The organism is Marinomonas sp. G8-14 (assembly GCF_055808935.1).
Map to the genome: position 1 here is coordinate 4117062 of NZ_CM147891.1, position 22617 is coordinate 4139678.

The 22617-nt window shown below is 44.7% G+C and carries 22 protein-coding genes; 15 read left to right on the plus strand and 7 right to left on the minus strand.

Annotated features, from left to right (window positions below; genetic code table 11):
* Nucleotides 1-117: 117 nt before the first annotated feature.
* Nucleotides 118-1266: an oligogalacturonate lyase family protein gene (locus tag AC0L6V_RS21090; RefSeq protein ID WP_265220267.1), complete on the minus strand. Its 1149-nt coding sequence runs from the start codon at nucleotides 1264-1266 to the stop codon at nucleotides 118-120.
* A gap of 246 nt (nucleotides 1267-1512) precedes the next feature.
* On the opposite strand from AC0L6V_RS21090, the gene AC0L6V_RS21095 reads away from it, so the two are divergent.
* The 12 genes from AC0L6V_RS21095 to AC0L6V_RS21150 all read left to right on the plus strand — a co-directional run bounded on the left by AC0L6V_RS21095 (nucleotide 1513) and on the right by AC0L6V_RS21150 (nucleotide 11499).
* Nucleotides 1513-2394: a carbohydrate ABC transporter permease gene (locus tag AC0L6V_RS21095; RefSeq protein ID WP_409419033.1), complete on the plus strand. Its 882-nt coding sequence runs from the start codon at nucleotides 1513-1515 to the stop codon at nucleotides 2392-2394.
* A gap of 2 nt (nucleotides 2395-2396) precedes the next feature.
* Nucleotides 2397-3308, plus strand: a complete 912-nt coding sequence (locus AC0L6V_RS21100; protein WP_265220269.1) for a carbohydrate ABC transporter permease — start codon at nucleotides 2397-2399, stop codon at nucleotides 3306-3308.
* A 9-nt stretch (nucleotides 3309-3317) separates the two neighbouring features.
* Nucleotides 3318-4451: an ABC transporter ATP-binding protein gene (locus tag AC0L6V_RS21105; protein ID WP_265220270.1), complete on the plus strand. Its 1134-nt coding sequence runs from the start codon at nucleotides 3318-3320 to the stop codon at nucleotides 4449-4451.
* Between the two features lie 82 nt (nucleotides 4452-4533).
* The gene (locus AC0L6V_RS21110; RefSeq protein WP_265220271.1) at nucleotides 4534-5079 is read left to right on the plus strand and encodes an ABC transporter substrate-binding protein; all 546 of its coding nucleotides are present in this window, start codon (nucleotides 4534-4536) and stop codon (nucleotides 5077-5079) included.
* A 26-nt stretch (nucleotides 5080-5105) separates the two neighbouring features.
* Complete coding sequence (locus AC0L6V_RS21115; protein ID WP_265220272.1) at nucleotides 5106-5819, plus strand: type 2 periplasmic-binding domain-containing protein; 714 nt, start codon at nucleotides 5106-5108, stop codon at nucleotides 5817-5819.
* 159 nt (nucleotides 5820-5978) lie between these two features.
* Nucleotides 5979-6728 (plus strand): 2-dehydro-3-deoxy-D-gluconate 5-dehydrogenase KduD, encoded by a 750-nt coding sequence (gene kduD, locus AC0L6V_RS21120; protein ID WP_418138580.1) that lies wholly within the window; start codon nucleotides 5979-5981, stop codon nucleotides 6726-6728.
* A 197-nt stretch (nucleotides 6729-6925) separates the two neighbouring features.
* Complete coding sequence (kdgR, locus tag AC0L6V_RS21125; RefSeq protein WP_265220274.1) at nucleotides 6926-7708, plus strand: DNA-binding transcriptional regulator KdgR; 783 nt, start codon at nucleotides 6926-6928, stop codon at nucleotides 7706-7708.
* Nucleotides 7709-7915: 207 nt separating this feature from the next.
* Nucleotides 7916-8236, plus strand: coding sequence for a cupin domain-containing protein (locus tag AC0L6V_RS21130; protein ID WP_265220275.1), 321 nt, complete (start codon nucleotides 7916-7918; stop codon nucleotides 8234-8236).
* A 47-nt stretch (nucleotides 8237-8283) separates the two neighbouring features.
* Nucleotides 8284-8919, plus strand: a complete 636-nt coding sequence (locus AC0L6V_RS21135; protein ID WP_265220276.1) for an RpiB/LacA/LacB family sugar-phosphate isomerase — start codon at nucleotides 8284-8286, stop codon at nucleotides 8917-8919.
* A gap of 147 nt (nucleotides 8920-9066) precedes the next feature.
* Nucleotides 9067-9852 (plus strand): IS4 family transposase, encoded by a 786-nt coding sequence (locus AC0L6V_RS21140; protein WP_409419169.1) that lies wholly within the window; start codon nucleotides 9067-9069, stop codon nucleotides 9850-9852.
* An 8-nt stretch (nucleotides 9853-9860) separates the two neighbouring features.
* Entirely contained in the window at nucleotides 9861-10235 is a 375-nt protein-coding gene (locus AC0L6V_RS21145; protein ID WP_188322931.1) for a transposase, read from the plus strand.
* Nucleotides 10236-10512: 277 nt separating this feature from the next.
* Complete coding sequence (locus tag AC0L6V_RS21150) at nucleotides 10513-11499, plus strand: IS110 family RNA-guided transposase (RefSeq protein WP_100188761.1); 987 nt, start codon at nucleotides 10513-10515, stop codon at nucleotides 11497-11499.
* Nucleotides 11500-11606: 107 nt separating this feature from the next.
* Here the strand turns inward: AC0L6V_RS21150 and AC0L6V_RS21155 are convergent, their stop codons facing one another.
* From AC0L6V_RS21155 to AC0L6V_RS21175, 5 genes are all read right to left on the minus strand, one after another.
* On the minus strand, nucleotides 11607-12059 hold the full coding sequence (locus AC0L6V_RS21155) for an REP-associated tyrosine transposase (protein ID WP_265220277.1): 453 nt from the start codon (nucleotides 12057-12059) through the stop codon (nucleotides 11607-11609).
* Nucleotides 12060-12140: 81 nt separating this feature from the next.
* Complete coding sequence (locus AC0L6V_RS21160; RefSeq protein ID WP_409419035.1) at nucleotides 12141-14363, minus strand: YjbH domain-containing protein; 2223 nt, start codon at nucleotides 14361-14363, stop codon at nucleotides 12141-12143.
* Entirely contained in the window at nucleotides 14363-15118 is a 756-nt protein-coding gene (locus AC0L6V_RS21165; RefSeq protein ID WP_265220280.1) for a capsule biosynthesis GfcC D2 domain-containing protein, read from the minus strand. The genes AC0L6V_RS21160 and AC0L6V_RS21165 overlap by 1 nt, the downstream gene beginning before the upstream one ends.
* Entirely contained in the window at nucleotides 15115-15876 is a 762-nt protein-coding gene (locus AC0L6V_RS21170; protein ID WP_418138581.1) for a YjbF family lipoprotein, read from the minus strand. Before AC0L6V_RS21170 ends, AC0L6V_RS21165 begins: the two co-directional genes overlap by 4 nt.
* 115 nt (nucleotides 15877-15991) lie before the next feature.
* Nucleotides 15992-16384, minus strand: a complete 393-nt coding sequence (locus tag AC0L6V_RS21175) for a hypothetical protein (protein WP_265220282.1) — start codon at nucleotides 16382-16384, stop codon at nucleotides 15992-15994.
* Between the two features lie 376 nt (nucleotides 16385-16760).
* On the opposite strand from AC0L6V_RS21175, the gene AC0L6V_RS21180 reads away from it, so the two are divergent.
* The 3 genes from AC0L6V_RS21180 to AC0L6V_RS21190 all read left to right on the plus strand — a co-directional run bounded on the left by AC0L6V_RS21180 (nucleotide 16761) and on the right by AC0L6V_RS21190 (nucleotide 21924).
* On the plus strand, nucleotides 16761-18128 hold the full coding sequence (locus tag AC0L6V_RS21180) for a capsule assembly Wzi family protein (protein WP_265220296.1): 1368 nt from the start codon (nucleotides 16761-16763) through the stop codon (nucleotides 18126-18128).
* A gap of 104 nt (nucleotides 18129-18232) precedes the next feature.
* Nucleotides 18233-20839, plus strand: coding sequence for an SLBB domain-containing protein (locus AC0L6V_RS21185; RefSeq protein ID WP_409419037.1), 2607 nt, complete (start codon nucleotides 18233-18235; stop codon nucleotides 20837-20839).
* Between the two features lie 137 nt (nucleotides 20840-20976).
* Nucleotides 20977-21924 (plus strand): Wzz/FepE/Etk N-terminal domain-containing protein, encoded by a 948-nt coding sequence (locus AC0L6V_RS21190; protein WP_409419038.1) that lies wholly within the window; start codon nucleotides 20977-20979, stop codon nucleotides 21922-21924.
* 160 nt (nucleotides 21925-22084) lie between these two features.
* Here AC0L6V_RS21190 and AC0L6V_RS21195 read toward each other — a convergent pair whose 3' ends face one another.
* Nucleotides 22085-22534, minus strand: a complete 450-nt coding sequence (locus AC0L6V_RS21195) for a type II toxin-antitoxin system HicB family antitoxin (RefSeq protein ID WP_265220335.1) — start codon at nucleotides 22532-22534, stop codon at nucleotides 22085-22087.
* Between the last annotated feature and the right edge of the window lie 83 nt (nucleotides 22535-22617).

Genomic DNA, 22617 nt, shown 5'->3' on the forward strand with positions numbered 1-22617 from the left:
TCGTTATGTTGATAAAAGTCACGCGCTAACCATTTAATGGTCGATTACGGTCGCGCCTACCTTGATCCGGCATGTGGCGCGATCATAGAAAACAATGGTCAAGCAATAGTCCCGCTTTTATAGGCTCGCCAAATAAACAGCCGGTGTGCCGTTAACGTCTGAGCTGTATAGCACCGACTTATTATCTGGTGTAAAAGAAGGATGAGGATGGTTGATCTGACGATCACCATTTAATACGGTCCAGCTGGTGTTGTGTTCGGCAATGGCTCGAATACTGCCTTTATTTAGATCAAGCAGATACAGGTTGGGATCGTTTTTTATCTTGTGCCCATCATGATCAGAGACATCAACGGGGGTGCCTGAGCCGTCTCCCACAACCAAACTACCATCATTATTACTCATCAAATGACTGCAGGCGGGCATCTCCGCCTCGACTTTAAAGGCAAGCGTTTGTGCATCGACAGAGCAAAGTTGGCGTTTATCCGTATGTGGTCGATAAGACACAAACATCATTTTAGAGCCATCTGGCACGAAAAACTCATGGGTACAGGATTCGTCTTCATCTTGCTCATGGACTTTACGCATGTTGTCGCCATTTTCATCAATCATCCACATGCGTGTTGCCACCAAATCGTGGGGACCCTCATGGCAGAACGCAATGGTGTTATCGTCATTTGGACGATAAAGCGGATGCCCAAGCCAAATATTGTCCTCGAAAACCGTCGTGCGCTGACCGGTTTTAAGGTCAATTGAAATTAAACGACAGCGTGGTTTCTGATGATAAAACTGGGCGAATTTTTCCCAACTGTTTAGGCTCATATAATCAGTATCTTTGATTTCAATACCCACCACTTTCGTACACTCTGAATTGGGTACCCAAGTGCCATAACCTACCCAGCCTTTTGCTACTTCATACAACACGCTGTGCTTTTGAGTTTTTATATCCACATGAATCAGTTGTTGATTATTTTTAACAAAGATCAGTGCGTCATCGTGTGTGGTTAGAAAGCCACCAAACACGTTATCGCCTTTGCCTTGCGTTAACTGTATAGCGGTTTCGTTTTCTAGATCCAGTAAATGGTAATTACGATGAGTGTCAAAATTGGCCGAAATAAGCAGCTGATTGCCCGCATTGTTGAAGCACTTTTGGTAAAAATAGTTGCGGTGGCAGATGCTACCGTTAGGGGTTAATTGAGTAATACTGGTGCCTGTGATGGCATCGACAGTGCGCTGAAATGTTAAAGATGTTATCTGTCCAAGTGACATAGTTTCCTCTCTTATTTTTGTTCGTACGGTATGGTCTATGAATGGCCTGTGAGTGTTGTCATCCTTTCTGTGTTGCTTCACGCCTGTCACATCATCGGTATCGACAAGATTAGCATCAAAAAAACTACTCATCAATAAAAGTGAAAAGATGTTTCATAAAAATAAATTAATCGTTGTTATTTTTTTATTGTTCTTCTAGTATGTTTTTACAACGTCAAATAAAAACAACATTCAGAGTTGAACGCTATGTATGAAAATCACCGCTTAGGGTTGCTGTACATCAGTCCCTACATTATAGGGTTACTTATATTTACTGCTTTTCCCTTTTTGTCATCCTTGATCATTAGTTTTACCGACTATGATCTGATTAATCCGCCGGAATACATTGGTTTAGATAATTATCGTTATATGCTGGACGACGATACTTTTTATCAGTCTATGGGCGTGACCTTTGCCTACGTATTTCTGACCATTCCGCTGAAACTTGCCTTCGCACTCTTTATTGCTTTCGTACTGAACTTTAAGTTGCGTGGTATTAAGTTCTTCCGTACTGCTTATTACATTCCTTCTATTTTGGGCAGCAGCGTGGCCATTGCTGTGTTATGGCGAGCGATATTCTCTCTTGATGGTCTACTGAATAGCTTTTTAGGCCTCTTTGGAGTCGAGGCGATTTCTTGGTTGGGGGAACCGGTGTTTGCCATGTTTTCCGTAACCCTATTGCGGGTATGGCAATTTGGTTCAGCCATGGTGATATTTTTGGCGGCGCTACAGAGCGTGCCACAATCTCAATATGAAGCCGCGATGATTGACGGTGCGTCTAAATGGCAAATGTTCACCAAGATTACTGTACCACTGATTACTCCGGTTATTTTCTTTAACTTCATCATGCAAACCACCCAAGCATTTCAAGAGTTTACCGCGCCTTACGTTATTACCGGTGGTGGCCCTGCAAAATCGACCTACTTGTTCTCGCTTTATATCTACGAAACGGCTTTTAAATACTTTGATCTTGGCTATGGCAGTGCCTTGGCTTGGGTGTTGTTTCTGGCTGTGGCGATCTTTACCGCCATCTCATTTAAATCATCGAAGTACTGGGTGTTTTACTCAGGTGATAAGGGGGGTAAATAACAATGAATAAAGCATTCCCTAATAGGGCCGTGTTGTCCGCAGACCTAAAAAATAATCCAATGCTAAGGGCTGAGATTCGTAAGCAACGAGTAGGCGCGTCTATTCGCTACATTATCTTGTTGTTCTTCGGATTGGTGATGCTGTATCCGCTGCTTTGGATGTTCTCGGCCGCTTTTAAACCAAACCATGAAATCTTTAGTTCATTGAGCCTTTGGCCTGAGCATTTTTCATTAGATGGTTTTATTAATGGTTGGAATACTGGTACGGAATACACCTTTGGCCGATTCTTTTTAAATACTCTGTATTACGTAGTGCCAAAAGTAATTTTAACGGTGATCTCATCGGTGATTGTTGCCTATGGTTTTGCTCGCTTTGAGATTCCCTTTAAGAAATTTTGGTTTGTCACCTTGGTAGCGACCATTTTACTACCAACCTCTGTGCTGTTGATTCCGCAATACTTGATGTTCCGCGAAATGGGGATGTTGGACAGCTACTTGCCTTTGTATTTGCCGATGGCCTTTGCCACACAAGGCTTCTTTGTCTTTATGTTGATTCAGTTCCTACGTGGTTTGCCAACGGACATGGAGGAAGCAGCACAAATCGATGGTTGCAACTCTTATCAGCTGCTTTGGTACATCGTAGTGCCTATGTTGAAGCCTGCGATTATCTCGGTCGCGCTGTTTCAGTTTATGTGGTCAGTAAACGATTTCTTGGGGCCACTTATTTATATTTCCAGCGTGGAAAAATACCCCATCGCTTTGGCACTCAAATTATCCATTGATGTCACCGAAGGCACTCAATGGAATGAAATCTTAGCTATGGCATCCATTGCCATTGTTCCGTCCATTGTTGTTTTCCTAATCGCACAGAATTACTTCGTAGAAGGCATTTCGTCTGGTGGCGTGAAAGGATAGGTGAATAGTATGTCTAAAGTTGTGTTTGAAAATCTGACCAAGGTGTATTCGAACGGCTTCAAAGCGGTTCATGGTATTAACCTAGAAATTGAAGACGGCGAGTTCTTAGTAGTGATCGGGCCTTCTGGCTGTGCGAAATCCACTACCTTACGTATGTTGGCCGGTTTAGAGTCCATTACCGGTGGCTCGATCAGTATTGGCGGAAAGGTAGTAAATGGTTTGCCGCCCAAAGATCGTGGCATCGCCATGGTATTTCAAAACTACGCACTTTATCCCCATATGAGCGTACGTGAAAATCTAGGCTTTGGTTTAAAACTAGCAAAAGTCAGCAAAGAAGACATCGAAAAACAAGTCAACGAAGCCGCCGAACTGTTGGAGTTAACCGACCTACTAGATCGCTTGCCGCGTCAGCTCTCAGGTGGTCAGGCGCAACGGGTTGCCGTTGGTCGAGCGATTGTGAAACGCCCTCAGGTATTCTTGTTTGATGAGCCTTTATCTAACTTGGATGCCAAGTTACGTGCGTCTATGCGGGTGCGCATTTCGGATTTGCATAAAACCTTAAAGAAAACCAACCGCTCGGCCACCAGTGTATATGTAACGCACGATCAGACTGAAGCCATGACCATGGGGGACCGTATTTGTGTGATGAAAGACGGTCACATCATGCAGGTGGATACTCCCGCCAACCTTTATAAATACCCGAAAAACTTGTTCGTAGCAGGATTTATCGGTGCGCCAGAAATGAACATGGTGGAAACACGTTTAGATCGCACGGGGGAGGGGAAGTGTCATTTAGCCTTGTCGTCTCAAATGTTGGGTTTGCCAGATGAAAAGCTACAAAAAGTCTTAACCAATTTTACCGAAGACGTGGTGTTTGGCATCCGCCCAGAATTCATCAAATTAGCCGATGACAATTCACCACGGGATGAACTTATCAAAGGAACCATAGTACGAATGGAAAACATGGGCGCAGAGTTTTACGTCCACTTTACGGTAGAAGATAGAGAACTTTGTACTCGCGTTCCTTCTGATGTGGTGGAAGCTAAATTATCGGATTCAATCGGAAAACAACAGTGGTTCCATTTTGAAATGAGCAATGCGCATATTTTTGATAAAAAAACTGAGATGAACATCTCTTTATAAGCCCTTTGCACTACAGCTAAGCCACATAAGGCAAAGGTGAGGGTTGTGCAAAAATTGAATAATTACTAACGAGGAAAAGCACATGAAAATAAAAACAATAGCTCTGTTAGTCGGATTAGCATCTGCTGGTTCTATGGTGAGTATGAATGCAAGTGCAGAAGATTTGCGTATGTCATGGTGGGGAGGGAACTCTCGACACGCCGCCACGATTGAGGCTTTAAAAGAATTTGAAAAAACGCACCCAGGGATATCCGTAAAATCAGAATACACAGGTTGGGGTGGTCACCTAGAGCGTCTCACTACACAAATTGCTGGTAATACCGAACCGGATATCATGCAAACCAACTGGAATTGGATGCCGATTTTCTCCGCGCGAGGGGATGGTTTTAAGGACTTGCGTGAATACAGCGATGTGTTGGACTTATCGCAATTTGATCAATCTGCTCTTGATGCGGGTACCAATAATGGCAAGTTAAACGGCATTCCTGTTTCCATGGCAGCACGCGTTTTTTATTACAACAAAGACACCTGGGCGAAAGCAGGCTTGGCCTATCCTGTTACTTGGGATGACTTCATGAAAGCGGGCCTGTTTTCAAAGAAAAGCTGGGCGACGAATATTTTCCACTGATATTAGAAGGCCGTGACATCATCGCCATGAACCGCTCCTTTATGGTGCAAAAATACGGTATCCCCATGATCGATGAGGCAAATAAAAAATTTGCTTATAGCGACGCACAAATGCTTGAGTTTTTCAAAATGTACGAAGACATGGTGAATAATCATGTCACACCAAGCAGCAAATATGTGGCGGGTTTTGGCAAAGCGAATTTTTATGAGCACAAACCATGGATTAATGGTGAATGGGCCGGTGTTTACATGTGGAACTCTGCCATTAACAAATACAACGACAACTTAAGACCGCCTCAATCAATGGAATTGGGCTTTTATCCAATGATCAAAGGCGCGGATGACGCGGGTCTATTCTACAAACCCGCATTGATGCTCTCTATCGGCAAAAACAGCCAACACCCAGAAGATGCCGCGAAGTTAATTAATTTTCTATTAAACGAGCCGGCAGGCTACAACGCAATGGGCTTGGCTCGTGGTGTGCCATTGAGTCTGGCTGCCCGTCGTGCCTTATCTCTGGATGGCACCATCAAAGACGATGACCTATCGGTCGCTGGTTTGGCACAAATCGATGATTTGCCGAAGAAACTCCTAACATCGCCGCATTTTGAGAATCCGAAATTACTGGGGTTGTTTGAAGAAATGATCGAGAAAATGGACCAAGGCACCATGACAGTTGAGCAAGCCGCAAAAGAGTTCATGTCTCAAGGGAATCGCATTTTGCGTAGAGCGGTTAAATAAGCATAGCGCTGTAAACCCTAAAAAAGAGGCGTGACACACAATTGACTTTTGTAGGTCTCGGCTTTAGCCCGACAAGACGTAATTTGTCGTAGTGAGTTTTTTGTCGGCCTAAAGGCACGACCTACATTGTCCAAAATTTAATAAAGATGAGGAAACACTATGTTCGACCTGACAGGAAAAGTAGCCATCGTTACAGGATGCAGCACTGGCCTTGGGCAAGGAATGGCATTAGCATTGGCCAACGCAGGGGCTGATGTGGTGGGCGTTAACCAGGATGATCCAGCTGAAACAATCGCCTTGATGAAAAAAACAGGCCGTCAATTTCACAGCGTCATTGCCGATATGAGCAAAATAGCCAGCGTGAGTTATGTCATCAAAGAAGCCGTATCTGCATTTGGACACGTTGACATTCTCGTTAACAACGCTGGCATCATTCGTCGCAATGACGCATTAGATTTCACCGAAAAGGATTGGGATGACGTCATGGATTTGAACATCAAAGCCGTGTTTTTTATGTCTCAAAGCTTTGCTAAACAAGTCATTGCACAGGGAACCGCAGGTAATATCATCAACATTGCTTCTATGTTGTCTTACCAAGGTGGCATTCGTGTACCCTCTTATACCGCATCAAAAAGTGGCGTGATGGGCGTCACTCGGCTACTTGCCAATGAATGGGCCAAGCACGGCATCAATGTCAATGCCATTGCGCCTGGTTACATGGCCACTGATAATACCGCTGCCTTGCGAGCAGATGAAGATCGCTCTAGTGAAATTTTAAGTCGTATTCCAGCAGGCCGCTGGGGGACACCAAGTGACATGGCAGGACCGATTGTCTTCTTAGCGTCTGACGCATCGCGTTACGTAAATGGCTATACTGTCGCGGTAGATGGCGGTTGGCTAGCGCGATAACCTACTTATTTTCGAAGCATGTAGGCAGTTTGCGGACAATAGATTCGCCTGTAATCGATGTCCGCGCTCGTCATGTTGGACGATTTATTGGGAGGGGTTAGGGTGACTATTTCAGTTTCATTTTGTAATCTTGGCTGTCAAGAATGAAAAATTGCATTACAATTGCAAAATCCTATTTCAAAAAAAATGAAACCAATATGACAAACGAAGAGAACAACCAGCAAATCGAACCCGTATCCTCGGTCATGAAAGTATTTGCGATATTAAACGCAATGGCAGAACACAAATCTGTTGGCGTAACAGAGTTATCGCAAACCGTCATGACGTCAAAAAGTACTGTCTATCGCTTTTTACAAACCATGAAAATGCTCGGTTTCGTCTCTCAAGAAGGCGACGATGACCGTTATTCTCTGACATTAAAACTGTTTGAAGTTAGCTCAAAAGCACTTGAACACGTGGATCTTGTGTCGCTCACCGAGCCTTACATGGCGAGCATAGCAGAGCAAACCAAAGAAGCATTGCACCTTGGTATTCGTGACGGTGATGGCATTATCTATATCTACAAAGTAGATGCACAATACAATCTGCGCATGCAGTCTCGTATTGGTGGACGTAACCCACTTTACTCCACTGCGATTGGTAAAGTATTACTAGCTGAACGTCCAGAAAGTTACATCCGTGACGTCTTTAAAGACACGCAGTTTGTACCTTCTACCGCAAAAACACATCGCACCATAGACGCCTTGTTAGAAGAGCTTAAGCAAGTCAAGGCGCAAGGTTATGGCGTCGATAATGAAGAACAAGAAGAAGGCCTACGCTGTATAGGTAGCCCTATTTATGATCGTTTAGGCAATGTTATTGCTGGGTTAAGTCTGTCTTTCCCCACCCTACGTTACACGCCAGAGAAGTTTGAAAAGTACGTAAGCCTATTGCAAGAAGCGACGGCCAAAATATCGGAAAAACTCGGTTATACTAAATAAACTTATCCGTCCCTCTTCAAAAGCTGGCCTTGTCATAACGCCAGCTTTTTTATTGCCTTTAACTTGGCTGTTTATCGCAGGCAGATGATTTTTCAAATAATCATATTTTTTATAAAATAAATGAAACGGCTTTTCATAAAATATTGAATAATGTTTTATCGCTGCTATAGTAGAGGTGTCTAAAACAAGAATACAAAGAGTTGTCCTATGTTTGTTTACAATAACGAAGTCCCTCTGGAAGATCTTGGTGCGGGTGTATCGCGCAAAATCATGGCCTATTCAGATAACATCATGACAGTGGAAGTGCATTTTGAAAAAGGCGCTATTGGTCCACTGCACAACCATCCTCATGAACAATTGACCTATGTATTGTCTGGTAAATTTGAGTTCACCATCGGCGACGAAACCAAAATCGTTGGGCCAGGCGACGCTCTGTATAAAAAACCAAATGTCATGCATGGTTGCCGCTGCTTAGAGCCAGGTGTACTGCTAGACAACTTCACCCCAGTCCGAAAAGACTTCTTATAAACAAACGTCTTATCAAACGACACAACAGAATCACTCAGGAGAAAATAATGAAAATTGCACTGATGATGGAAAATAGCCAAGCAGGTAAGAACGCCACTATTCTAGAACAACTTAATGCCGTGGCAGGCCCATTGAAACATGATGTATTCAACGTGGGCATGTGCGATGAAAACGATCACCACCTAACCTACATTCACCTAGGCATCATGGCGAGTCTTTTATTGAACTCAAAAGCCGTTGATTTCGTTGTCTCTGGCTGTGGCACAGGGCAGGGCGCCATGATGTCGTTAAACGCTCACCCAGGCGTGATATGCGGCTATTGCTTAGAACCCTCAGACGCTTTCCTGTTTAACCAAATCAACAACGGCAACGCCATCGCCATGGCCTTTGCCAAAGGCTTCGGCTGGGCCGCCGAACTCAACGCACGTTACATCTTCGAAAAAGCCTTCACAGGCCCCCGTGGCGAAGGTTACCCAGTTGAGCGTCGAGAACCACAAGTTAAAAACGCTGGTATCTTGAACCTAGTGAAAGCGGCAACCATGAAAGACAACTACTTGGATGGTTTAAAAGCCATGGACCAAGCACTGGTGAAAACCGCGGTATCTGGTGAACGCTTCCAGCAATGCTTCTTTGATAATTGCCAGAACCCTGAGATCGAAGCGTACGTGCGTTCGTTATTGTAAAAACCTCGACACACAAACACGACCTACAGAAAACCAACCACCTGTAGGTTGGCCTTCAGGCTTAAGGATCCCCACAAATATAGAGTGATGCCCACTTGTTGGTTAAACTATTTTCGCCAAAAAATAAGCCAGACAAGGGGCATCACATTGTTATTATCGAGTTTACTTCCTGACAATTCAATCTCCATTGATAAGCGAACCTATACAGCTTTATCAGATGCAGTATCCTCCGTTAAAGAAGGCGCCAGATTAAGCCTAACGGCAATTGGTAGAAAACTAGGAGAAGACGCTAACGTCATTGAAAAATATTGCATTAAACGAGTTGATCGACTGTTAGGAAACATCCAATTACACCAATGCCGAAATCAATTTTATAAGACCCTTGCCTCTCACTTTTCTTCACAAGAGTTCTTGCCCATCATTGTTGATTGGTCAAGTGTTTATGATTTTAGCTTTGTTTTACTGCGCGCCTCAGTGGCCTTTCAGGGAAGAGCTTTCACCTTATATGAAGAAGTACACCCTGAAGGAGCTATGAATAATCATAAAAGACATGTCGACTTCTTAAATAATTTAAAGCAAATACTTCCCTCTGACTGTACCCCTATTATCTGCACGGACGCAGGATTTAAGGTTCCGTGGTTCAAAGCAATAGAGCAATTAGATTGGTATTGGCTTGCACGTACACGTGGAACGGTAAAATGCCAAACGGATAAACGACCACAATGGACTCTCGTTGACGGTTATCATCATCAAGCCACCACAAAACCAATGGAGTTGTCCGGCTTGCGTCTATCAAAACAACAACAATGGCCTTGTCGTGGTGTTTTGTATAAAAGTCCACGCCCTACAAAGAAAAAAGCAAACCCGTTAAAAGACCAAACTGTAACAATTATAAGAAGTGCTCTAAAGCAAACAGAGAGCCTTGGTTTCTAGTCAGTAACTTGCCAAAAGGCGAGTTTCCTCCTCTTGCTCTAGTCAATATTTATAAGCGCAGAATGACCATCGAAGAAGCATTCCGAGACACGAAGAACGAATATTATGGGCTAGGACTAAAACGTAGCCGAAGCCAATCTATTGAGCGATTACAAACCCTTCTGTTAATTGCCTTACTTGCTCAATGGTGCCTTTACGTCATTGGGAAAGCGGCAGAGATGCAAGGTTATCATCGTCATTTCCAATCAAATACGATAACAACGAGGCGAGTATTGTCTTATTGCTATTTAGCCAAAAGGATCCTGAAAACCTCCCGTTATGAAATAACAGAAAAAATGTTATTTGAGGCGTTAGACCTCCTTCTATTGGAAACCAAGTGCTAAAAATAAATGTGGGGATCCTTAAGCCTTCAGGCCGACAAAAAGCCGATCGAATCAAACCAGCCTCTTGTCGCGCTAAAGCACGACCTTGTATCTCTTCTTGATGAGTGTTTAGCTAGCACTTATCGCATCGGGAAATCGGTGAGCCTCGTGCGCGACCTGAGCACAAAGATGCTGTTTTGTAGATTGAGGCTCTGATTTCCTAACCTCCATTAAACTGAATGGTATCCTAGCACCCCAAGTAAGGGTGATGCTGCATGTACAAGGGGAGTAAATAGAGATGAAGGCTTTTATTGGCATTGATGTTGGTAAAGAAAAGTTAGATGTTAGTTGGTTACGCGACGTGGTCAAAAATAAGCAGAAAACCAAGGTCTTAAAGAACACAAAACAAGGCTATCAAGAATTAGTTGATTGGGTACTAAAGAATACAGGGTTAGAAGCTCAGAATATTGTTATTACGACAGAGCCTACTGGTATTTATAGCGAACCGTTGATGTATTTTTTATATGCCCAAGGATTTACTCTTTTACATGTAAACCCTGGAAAAGCAAAACAATATGCAAAATCATTAGGGCTAGTTCATAAGACTGATAAATCAGACGCCACAATGCTAGCTCGCTATGGTCATGACCAACAACATTCACTTTCAAGCTGGCAGCCAGAGCCGGTAGAAGCAAGAGAACTAAAGGCAATGATGCGTAGACTTGAAGCGCTAGAGCAAGATTTACAGCGTGAAGAAAACCGTTATGAAGCGGTAGGATTTTCAGGCGCATCCGCTCGGGTCGCTCAATCTCTCAAAGATATGATAGCAGTGTTAAAGGCTGAAATTGATAAACTCAAAAATGAAATCGATGAGCATATTGACAGGCATCCTCAATTGAAGAAGAACCGCCAATTACTTGAAAGCATAAATGGTGTTGGTGAAGTAACATCCCGAATAATGGTTTGTTTGCTGGCGTGTAAGCGGTTTAAGAGCGCAAAACAGCTGGCTTCTTATTTAGGCTTGATCCCCAAGCACAACGAATCTGGTAAACGGGCAGGAAAAACAACCTTGAGTAAGGAAGGGCCAGGCTATATCAGAGCGAAATTGTATATGGCCGCAATCGTAGCTGGTCAACACAATACCGATATAAAAGCGCAGAAGACGAGACTACTAAAGCAAGGCAAAACAAAAATGCAGGCGCTAGGTGCAGCGATGAGAAAGCTGTCACAAATATGTTTTGGCGTTGTTAAGAATCAAACAGAATATCAGCCTCAAGTTAGTTAAATAAAAACTTGAGGCTGGTCAGGAGAGATGGTATCTACAAAGAGATTGCCGCGCCTTCAGGCCGACAAAAAGTTGATCGCATCAAATCAAATATTTTTAAAGGAAAGCTATAAATACATTGAATTCCAAAAAGGGTAGTCTTTCACACTTTTAACTAATCCTTTTCGCAATGGGTTTGCGACAATGTATCTGGCAATATTTAGACGGTTTTCGTCGGCTCGTAATGCGCGGTCATAAAAGGAAGATTGCCATAAGTTGCCACTTTTCTGTCGATGTTTATTGATTTTAAACGCGCTGCTGCCTTTTAAGTTACCAACGATGGTTGATAATGTGGAGCTGTGATCATCAAGTTTTACTAAACCGTGGAAGTGATCTGGCATTAGAACCCATGTTAACCATGTGCATTTATGATGTTGTTGATTTGTATCTATCTGCTGGCAAAACAACTGAGCAAGAAAGAAGTCATCAAAGTACGGAACTCTATTAAGTGTATTAAAAGTAATGAAATATTCGCGGTTGGATTCTGAGAGCCTTCCTTTCCTTAGGTCATTCCATGACATAACGTCTCCTTTTAAACGTAATTTCTTGTCGCGCTAAAGCACGACCTACAAAGAGATTGTCGCGCTAAAGCACGACCTGCCTTAGTTTTGCGCAGGTCGTTGATACCAAGGGGATACCATGTCGGTTATGACAAATAAGCTATTGCGTTTGCTTAGCATTTGGCCGCCGTCGCGGGTAATAGGCTGCCAGTTTAGGCTGCCTCGGCTGTTGGTGGGTTTAAGTGAGACGGTGTCGAATGGTATAGACAAATAAAACCCTTTGGTAAAGCTACCTTCGCCGAAGTCTTCTGCGGACATGTTGGTTCGGCTGGCGTAGGCTCCGATAATCATGCCGCTGTCAAATTGCTTAGAAAAGTCAAAACGGGCGCCAACATCTGCGGCTAAGAATTTGCCCACATCCAAACGAAATAGGGTGTCTTCTAAGAATGACCATTCGGGTTGATAATACAAAGACAAATGCCCTGTGGTGCCTCTGGCAAGTACCTTGGTATTGTTACCGTAGGCGTTTTCATCAGAGAAAATACCAAAAACCGAGCTAGGGTCACGCTGAGAGACCGCGTTGATGTCCGCACCAATGGCCCAATTTGAGTTAGGCTGACGATACAATACTTCCGTGCCAACCCCAGCAAACATGGTTTCTAAATAACCAGCGTAGACTTGCTGATACCAATTGCTTGCGTAGCGATCAAACCAGGTTAGTTGCAGGTTATTTAAACTGACGTCGTTATCACTTACATAGGCCCGCACTAGAGTACGAACACGGTAATTAGATGTACCATCATCAGGGGTAGCGAAATTAAGCTTATCGTAGTTATCTAATAGATTAATAGACACAGAGCTTGATAGTTCCAAATGTCGGTTAAGCCAGTAAGATGCACCACCTTTCATGGTGAGGCTGTATATATAAAAGCTTTCTGGGCCGCCGAAGGATTGGCTTAAGTGCGGAGCAAAACCGTAACTGAAGCGTTCAACATTTTCGTACAAAGGATCATCATCAATGTCTTCTGGTGGCAGTTCAATAATGGCGTCTTTAATGGTTGGATTAATATAATCTACCGCCGCGATTTTACGATAAGCACGCGCTGATACCTTAGTCGACTTCACGGGAATATTGTTTGACTCTTCAATGATCTTGTAAGCGCTCACGTTGGTTGGCAAGTGGTTTGCCATGACGGCCGCGGCTCTTTCGGTGGCGACATCACGATCACGGTATTTTGTTTGTTGCGTGACAAAGGTTACCGCGTCGTTTTGTTGATACACTCTGCTGGTTTTATAGCCAGCCACGTCTTCTAATTCATGATCCAGAGCAGGCCAATCCACGTCATTCAGTGTGGCGGGTTGATCAGTGCCCATAGCGGGTAGCTCGTTGTCTATCCATGTGCCTTTCATGGAATTAAAGTTGGTGGACAGCGTAAAACCAAGCGCCACAGTGGTGCCGCGTTCATAACTTAAACGCAGATCAAAGCCATCGCTTACCTCATAAACCGCACCAAAGTTCCAAGGTGTTTTCGGGGTCATGTCTACACCGCCACGAGTAACCGGAACGTCTTGGCTGTAGTCGTTGCCGTCGTATTCTAATTTTAAGCGCAAGGGCTCGTAGGGCGTTTGATATTCGATACCGCCAAACAAAGAGGCACTGCCAGTAAACCAGCGTTGGTAGTCAATGGAACCACCATTATCTTGAGTATCTGAAATACGATCACAGAAGCGGTCGGCTGCATTACACAGTGGGTTACTAATATTGCCCTGGGTACCAAAATATCCCCAGCCTAGTCCTAGAGTAACGTCGAATTCGCCATAATGATCGGTTGAAAAGCGTTTGGTGGCAGCGAGAAATTCGCCATCAAACAACCCTGTACCACCAAGGTCGCGCAAACCAACGGATACTTCCGGTCGCCATTGGCTTTCTTTAAACAGCCTCAATTTAGCATCAATGCCTTTATCCGCGTACTTGGTGTCACCACTGAAGCTTTCACTGTCGCTGTACAGCAGATCTTCCACTTGAGTGTAACGAATGGTGGTTTCTAACCAAGGCATCAGCTGCAAAGATAAGGTATAAAACTTGTATTCACTGTTATCGTTGTAACCAAAACTGAACGCACCTTCGTCGGCCATGCGGCCAGACGGCATTTGGATTAAACCGACGCCGCCTAGATCCATTTGTGACGGTGTCAGTTGTGGTCCTTGAAACGGCAAAGCAAAATAGGCATCGTCCTCCGCCTGACTTTCAGCATACAGAGCGCCACTCAACAAAAAACCATAGCAGGCAAGAAAGGGTGTCACAGGGAAACGTTTAAATGACATTATAGCTCCAAGCGAAAAGCAAACAGTTGGGCGACATTGGCATTCAAATCGCGGTAGTCATCAGGCAAGTTTGCTAGCCCAATAAACACCATAGCGCCAGGGCTGAGAAAATATAAGGTGTTTTTCCATTGCAGGTCTTTAACTTGGTAAATGCTCCGGTCGGCCTGAATAACCCAAACCGAATCATAGGGCTGTTGAGATTTGCTAACGCCAGCGAATTGTGCCAAGTAGTCGTGAAGCTCACCATTTTTATTTAAGGGAATAGTCTTAATCTGGTTTTGTCTCGCGTCAAACACAGTAATGTGGGTTGGGCGCTTTGGCAGTGACAGTGAGTACTCACCTTTTATCGTGGGGTTAAGCTTGGGATTCATGCGAACCTTGGTAAGGTCGAAGACCATATCCTCGTGGTAAACCAAATTTAACCGATTGAGATGGTTTATGATGTGTTTTGCAGCAGGTGTGTTTATGGCAGCCAGTTGACGCAAAACAGTACTTTTTTGGTTGGTAACTATGGATTGTTTATTTGGATTGATCAATGCACTACCAAGTGGGTATATCAGGTAGTTGGTATGAGAATAAGCATCCTGCAAAAGTTGTGAAAAACGCACTTCTTGCGGATAAGACAGGGTGATTTGATTGTGTTGAAGCGTAATGATAGCGTTATCTGCTTTGGCATTCTGTGACAAAGTCACGAGACACAGCAAACCAGTCAGTAATAGCCCACGTAATCGAGGTGTCGTGCAAAGTAGCATCATGACGGTGAATCCTCATTGTCGGTTTGGGGTGTTATTACTGTGGTATTGTTAAGTGGCTCAATAAAGGGTTTCACCATGAGCATTTCGACTTTGTCCATGTTGGGTCCTAAATATTGGATACTTTTAACCACAAAGGGTCGAACGGTCGGCGCGTCGGGCGTAAGCCAAAAAAGATTGGTAAAGTGTGCATCTAGGTCGTTAAAGGTGACGGTTTCAGCGATCTGTTCAGCGTTTTGTTGCCACCGCTCGGTTATTACCGTGTCCATACCAAGAGAACGGGATGTGACTTGAGCGGTGAAGCCATATCGGTAACCGGGGGACCAATCGTACCTAGCGATCCATTGTGCTGTGCTACCTGGCTTAGGAATCATGCTGCCAAAATGATCTGTCACCATGCTATTGATATCAAAGCTTTCATTGTCAAAATGACTTGCCATGTTATTAGCAATGGGGGCGCTAGTAGATGCTAGCGTCTCTAAATTATCGCTGGTAAAGCCTACAGTGTGAATAATACGACCGTTTTCCGTGACAATGCTGCCAGAATCTTGACTGACCCAAGTAAGCCTATAAGCCTGAGTGGTCGTGTTGTAATCTACCGCGGCTAAAATCAAAAGCAAAGGTCGATAACTATTGATCGTGACGAGAGTGCTGGCATAAGGCAGGGAAGCAATGTACTCAGGAGTGATCGCGTTGTTTAAGCCAATTACTGCTTTTGCCGAGTCCAAGCTGCTTTTGAAGTTGGTTGAACAACCTGCCAAAGCCAATACTAGAATAAAAAAAGGAAGGTAAAGGTTATAAAAAAAGAGCGCATGTCATGACCAATGAAAATGTAAAAAAACCACCCAATGAAAGCATTAGGTGGTTTAGAGGGGATTAGTTGGTATTAGTAGTCGTATTATTCCCCGTAGTACTTTGCGGCGAACTGGTTGTCGTTGACGCAACTGCTGCACTCACTGCCACTGCTGCCGCTGCCGCCGCTGCCGCTGCCAAACCACCTACTGCTGCTGCCGTCGCTGCACCAACACCGGCGGCTGCTACGCCAGCACCCGCTGCTGCTGCACCCGCACCCGCTGCGCCTGCAGCACCAGCTGCACCCGCACCCGCTGCGCTCGCACCAGCACCTGCGCCTGCTGCACCAGCACTAGCTCCTGCACCACCAGCTCCTGCACCACCAGCTGAAAAACTACCAGCACCAGTAGCCGCTTCACCATAAGCTTGGCTAGCTAGGCCAAGTGCTACAATTGTAGCTATTGTTACAAGTTTCATAATATTTCCTTATCATTTAAACATCGATGTTTGAAGATTAGACTTCCAGACCGATTTTAGATCATGTATTGTGACAATGTAAGTTATAGGAGTGATGTTTGTTAATTTTTTAATCACTTTTTCGGCATTTTTTAGCCTCTAGGGGAGGGTGGTAATACAAAAACACGCCTTATTTAATAATTCATCCATATTTGGCATGAAAAACCAATCGTAAAAAAGTGTGCATAAAATGCCTTGCTTTGTGAAAGCATTGCGTAAGCCGCCTTTATTTTTGCCACGAATTACGACATTATAGGCGGCATCTTAATAATAGTCTGATACGAAGCATGCTCATGAAAGCGTTAACTCGATCAATACAAGGAAATGTGAGCTATTAATGTCCTCGCTTAACGTCAACAATATTCTGTCCCTGAGCACCACCAAATCGTACGTTTTAAAACATGGTTATGTTCGTCGTTGTCACGTTAATGACGCGGTTAGCAAGATATTACTGGTCCCTTTGGCAATGAGTGTGTCTGTGGCTAGCATGGCATCGCCATGGTTGGAAGCCAACGACCCGTTTTTGCGCTCTTCTTTAGTACTGTTGTCTGACGCCGGTCAGATGTCGTCGCCAGTCAACCATTATCCCATGCGTTGGTCCTTGTTTGGCGATGATCTAACCTATTTAAACCATGGTAGTGATGTTGTCGTCGTCGCCAATCAACAGCTACTTTATACGCTAAACACCGCCAAATTGAATCGTGGTAATCGCTTATTCAAAGTCGTCAATGGATCTAACTCCTCGTTACCATTGGGCTTTGGTCAGTTTAATGAAGACGAAAAAGGCGTATATACCAGTGTGGAAAGCCTAGGGAACGTGTTTTCTTATCGCCTAACGGCGGGTTACAGTGAGTATCAAGACGACACAAGCTTAAACCTAGACGACAGCTACTTTGCCTACAGCACGGGGGCTTGGCTCTGGTCTATTGGCAATGTGGATCGTTGGTGGGGACAAGGCTGGCAGCATAATCTTATTCTCGCTTCATACGCGAAAGCGGCTCCCGACGTTAGCGTCAGCTACATAGGCAAAAATTCTGTGTTGGGGGTGTGGAGTATCGAAAGCGTAGTGGCACAACCAGCCCACTCTGACTACGACTATCACAGTGCAACCCGTTTGGTATCAAAGCCGCTTTCGCGGTTTGAATACGGTATCACGTATCAAACTTGGTTTTCAGGTATCAACTCTATTCAAGATGAAAAGCAGCTCGCAGTTGATGCGAAGCTGACCTTACCTAGCATTGCCAGTTTTTATCACAGTGTCTACGCCGAAGCGGCTTCAACATCCAATGAGTCTGAGCTGGGGGCTTGGTTATTTGGTTGGACAGGCAGCTTCCCACTTGGGGAAAATGTCGCTCGTATTGTGTTAGAATCTCAACAGACTAGCGATGCCCATGATACCACCCCGTGGTTGTCAGGCAGCTACCCATCAGTCACTGACAAGGTTGCCAACACAACCTATGAGCTAGACGACAGTGTCTCAGTTGCCCTGTATTTACAGCTTAAAAACGATCATCAAATAGGCATGAGTTACCAGAACGCCACCCTAGATAATGAAAGCATAAGAAGCACACAGTTTACCTATAATTTGCCTGCACTCGCCGGAATGGTGCGAATGGGAACGAGCTATCAACAGAGAAAAAACAACACAAATCAGAGCGATACGGATCAGCGTAACTTATGGGTTGGCTATGAATTTCGTTTTTAAATACATTGTTCCTAAACAAAAAGCATAAAAAAACAAAAAGCATAAAAAACAAATTCACACGAGCTAAGATCACACTTTAATTGAACCTAAATAGACCAGATAGCATGCGACTTAAAAAACGACTTTTACCGATACTAATGATGACGCTAGCGGGAAATCTGCTTGCTTTCACACCGACCGCAGAGCAGATTAGCCAGTTTCAGAGTTTGCCTCAAGCGCAACAAGAGGCGCTAGCCCGTCAATATGGTGTGGATCTTGGTTCTTTGACCGGAGGCGCGACCAATATAGGGTCAGCACCCGTGCAGCAAGCGCCAGTACTGGAGCCTGTCGTTAGCGAGGCGACATCGGCGCCTGTTGCTCAAGCGGCCGCAGATGACAGTGATGGTGTGCCGCTGTTTGGCTATGATGTGCTTGGTAACAATAGCTTAGGCCTAACCGTGGTAGACAACCTGCCTGTACCGTTAGATTATCAAATGGGCCCTGGTGATGTGATCAGTGTACAGATTTTTGGTAAAAGTAATCAGAATCTATCTTTAGCGATAGACAGAGATGGCTCGATTAATCTCCCGGATATTGGCCCCGTGGCTGTAGCGGGTCAAACATTCGCGCAGTTACGTCAACAGCTCAATGATGTGATTAAAAACAAAACCATCGGGGTGGATGTGTCCGTCACCATGGGCGCGATGCGTACGATGCAAGTTTATATAGTCGGTGAAGCGATACAGCCTGGTGCTTACAATGTAAACGGTTTAACCACCATCACCCAAGCTTTGATCGCCAGCGGCGGCGTGAAAAAATCTGGCAGCTTGCGTCATATTAAATTAATGCGTAAAGGCCAAGTGATATCAGACTTTGATCTGTATGACCTATTGCTCAAAGGTGATACGTCAAAAGATTTGCGTTTATCATCGGGTGACACACTGTTTATTCCACTGCGTGACAACAGCATCACGATAGAGGGTCAAGTGGCTCGTCCTGCCGTGTATGAAACCAAGGGGGATACCACACTGGGACAATTATTGTCGTTAGCTGGTGGAGCAAAGCCCCAGGCGTATTTATCGCGAGTCAGTGTACGCCGAGCCAGTTCAAATGGGCTGCAGTTATTTACCTTAGACCTTGCTACTACAGCAGGCCAGAGATTTAAGCTAAAAAATGGCGATGACGTGAACTTGTCCGCAGCGGCCTCGTCGCTACGAAATGCCGTTGCTGTTCGTGGTGAAGTTGTTCGACAAGGTGCACTCAATTTTACGCCGGGTATGAAAGTCAGTGACGCCATAGGCTCTATGGATGATGGTCTAAAGCAAACCGCCGATCTTAACTACGCTTTATTGGTGCGAGAAGTGAATGCCAATCAAGCCATTGAAATCTACCAATTCAGCTTATTAGATGCCTTGACCAAACCGAACTCTGAGGCCAACTTATTACTGCAAGAAAAAGATCAAATTTTTGTATTTGATAACGGTTTGGAGCAAGACTATTGGTTTGGTTCCTATGCAAACAGCAAAGCAAAGCCTTCTGGGATAGATAAAGCGCGTGAAACCGTGGACGCAGAAACCGGTGCGGTCGTTGAGCAAAATGAAAGTTCGACACTGAACATTGCCGGGACGGAAGTAGCGTCCAACGCCGCAGAGCTGCGTAAAGCCAGTCGAGAAGCCTTGCTTAGACCCATTATGGATCGATTAAAAGAGCAAGCCAGTTACGGTAATCCAGCAAAACTGATCGAAGTGTCCGGGGCGGTCAAATTTCCGGGATTGTATCCTTTGGCTAAAAACGCCAATGTGGCGTCTTTACTTGCAGCGGCAGGCGGCTTGACACAAGAGGCCTACTTGGCGTCAGCTGAGCTAACACGTCGTAAAACCGAAGGCGATAGATCGGCGATAGATCGCATTAACTTTTCGTTAAAAGACGCCATTAGTGGTAAATACCCAATCGCCTTGAACGCACAGGATCATTTAATCATCAAATCTCAGCCAGGCTGGCAAGAAGGCATGGTGGTTGAGTTACAAGGGGAATTTGTTTTCCCTGGTACCTACACCTTTAGACGCGGTGAAACCCTAAAAGACGTAGTAGAGCGGGCCGGTGGTTTTACCGAGTTTGCGTATCCTTCTGGGGCGGTATTTAGTCGTGACAGCTTGAAGCGTCAAGAAGCAGAAAGACTGAAATTTATAAACGCGCAACTCAAACAAGAAATCAGCGCCATGTCTTTGCGTCGCCAAGGATCAACGTCGGTAGCTGACCCAGCGCAGGCCATCGCGGTGGTCGATCAGTTGGATAATGTGGTGCCAGTAGGGCGTTTGGTTATAGACCTAAACAAAGCGATGAAAGGTAATAATCTAGCGAACTTGATGTTAGAAAAAGGTGACAAGCTGTTTGTGCCTGCTCTTAACCCAGTGGTCAGCATCGTTGGCGAAGTGCAATTTGCTTCCAACCATACCTACAACCCGGTGTTGACAGTAGAGGATTACATTGCTTCGGCAGGGGGCACAAAACGTCAAGCAGACACAGACCGTATTTACATCGTCAAAGCAAATGGTTCGGTTGAATTACCAAACAACTCTTTCTGGTTTAGTCGTAATTCTGCACCATTAGAGCCTGGTGATACCATCATAGTGCCGATCAACACAGATTACCTAGATGGCTTGAGTACCTTGTCGACAGCGACTCAGATACTGTACCAGATTGGTGTCGCATGGAGTGCGATCAAGGATTGATCTGATAAATCGCCATAAGGTGTAAAAAAGGGCGCGCCCAAATGCCAGTTGGCTTATTTAACTGACTGGCATCATTTGTTCCCTATAAACCAGCCCTTTTTCTATGCAGTGCACACTATATAAAGTGAAGAATGACAATGAACGATAATTACAACTTTCCTTCCCAGCCGTATCCGCACCATGATGACGAGATAGACCTGAAAGAACTGTTTCTCGCCCTATGGCGAGGCAAATGGATCATTATACTCATCACCTTTGTGTTTGCCGTCGGTGGCGTGTTATACGCGTTATCCCAACCCAATACCTACAAAGCGGAAGCGGTATTGGCTTCAGCAAATGATAACCAATCGGGTGGTTTGGCTGGTATGGCGGCGCAATTTGGCGGTCTCGCTTCTCTCGCGGGCATCAACCTAGGCGGTGGTGGTACAGACAGCAAAGCCATGGCGCTCGCGGTATTGCAGTCGCGTCAATTCATTAACGCTTTTATCAACAAATACGACTTACTTGTACCGCTCATGGCCGGTGAAAAATGGAGTGAGTCTACTGATACTCTGGTACTGGACCCTGAAATATACGACCCTGAAACGAAAACTTGGCTGCGTGAAGTTGAGCCTGGAAAATCGCCAATACCAACCGATTGGGAAGCTTACAAAGAGTTCAAAAAACTGATCGCCGTATCCGAAAGCAAAGACAACGGCCTAGTGACCCTGTCTATCACGCACTTGTCCCCCACCATAGCCAAACAATGGGTAGACTGGCTAGTGACAGATCTAAACGCCTGGGTGAAAAAAGAATCGCTAGACGAAACCCGTCGCAATATTGGCTACCTAGAAGAGCAAATTAAAAAAACCAGCATATCAGACATGCAATCTGTCTTTTATCAACTGATAGAAGAGCAAACCAAAAACCTTATGTTGGCACAAGTACAAGACGAATTCGCCTTTAAAACCATAGACCCAGCCGTTGTCCCTGAAGAAAAAGCCGGCCCCAAACGCGCCCTCATCTGCGTACTCGCCGTATTACTCGGCGGCATGCTCGGCATGGCAATCGTACTCATACGCTACGCCTTCGCCAAAAAAGACTAATTTTTATGTAGGTCGGCCTTTAGGCCGACAAAAAAGGATCACATCGAACCAACGCTCTTGTCGCGCTAAAGCACGACCTACAAAAAAACATAGCACCATCGTCACAATCCAACACCGGATAACGGTCGAGCCTCCCTCATCCGGTCTACGAAAACACACGTTACTTCATCTGCATATAACGATCGGCGGCTTTTGCTAAAAAATCAGACCGGTCTTTAAATGCATGATGAAAGCCGACATAGGCATCAACTCGTGCTAAAAGTGGTTCAGATAAGGTGATGTTGACACGTTTTTGTTTACCTTTTAAACCTTCGACAGGCACTTCAATGGCTAACCATTCGGTAAACGCAGGGTACTTAGCACGATAATCAACAAACCCAGTATTTAATGTTGATAGCATATGTCCATTAGCGATGACCTCTTCGGCCATTAAAAGAATCACTTCTTTGGCACGATACAACACTTCGCCTTGCTCATCGGCGGCAGAAACGCAACCATATCCTAATTCTTCAAACACCGGAACAATAATACCCCACGCCGTGTTGTTGTCCTGTGGGCGTTCTATACCAACCATAAATAACATAATCACCTCGTTTACCGTGCCTGACAAACACACATCCATTGTCTTTGAGCTGTTTAAAAAGATCCTTTGAGTTCATGTTTACATCCTTATACCGAACTGGTTTTCCTTGG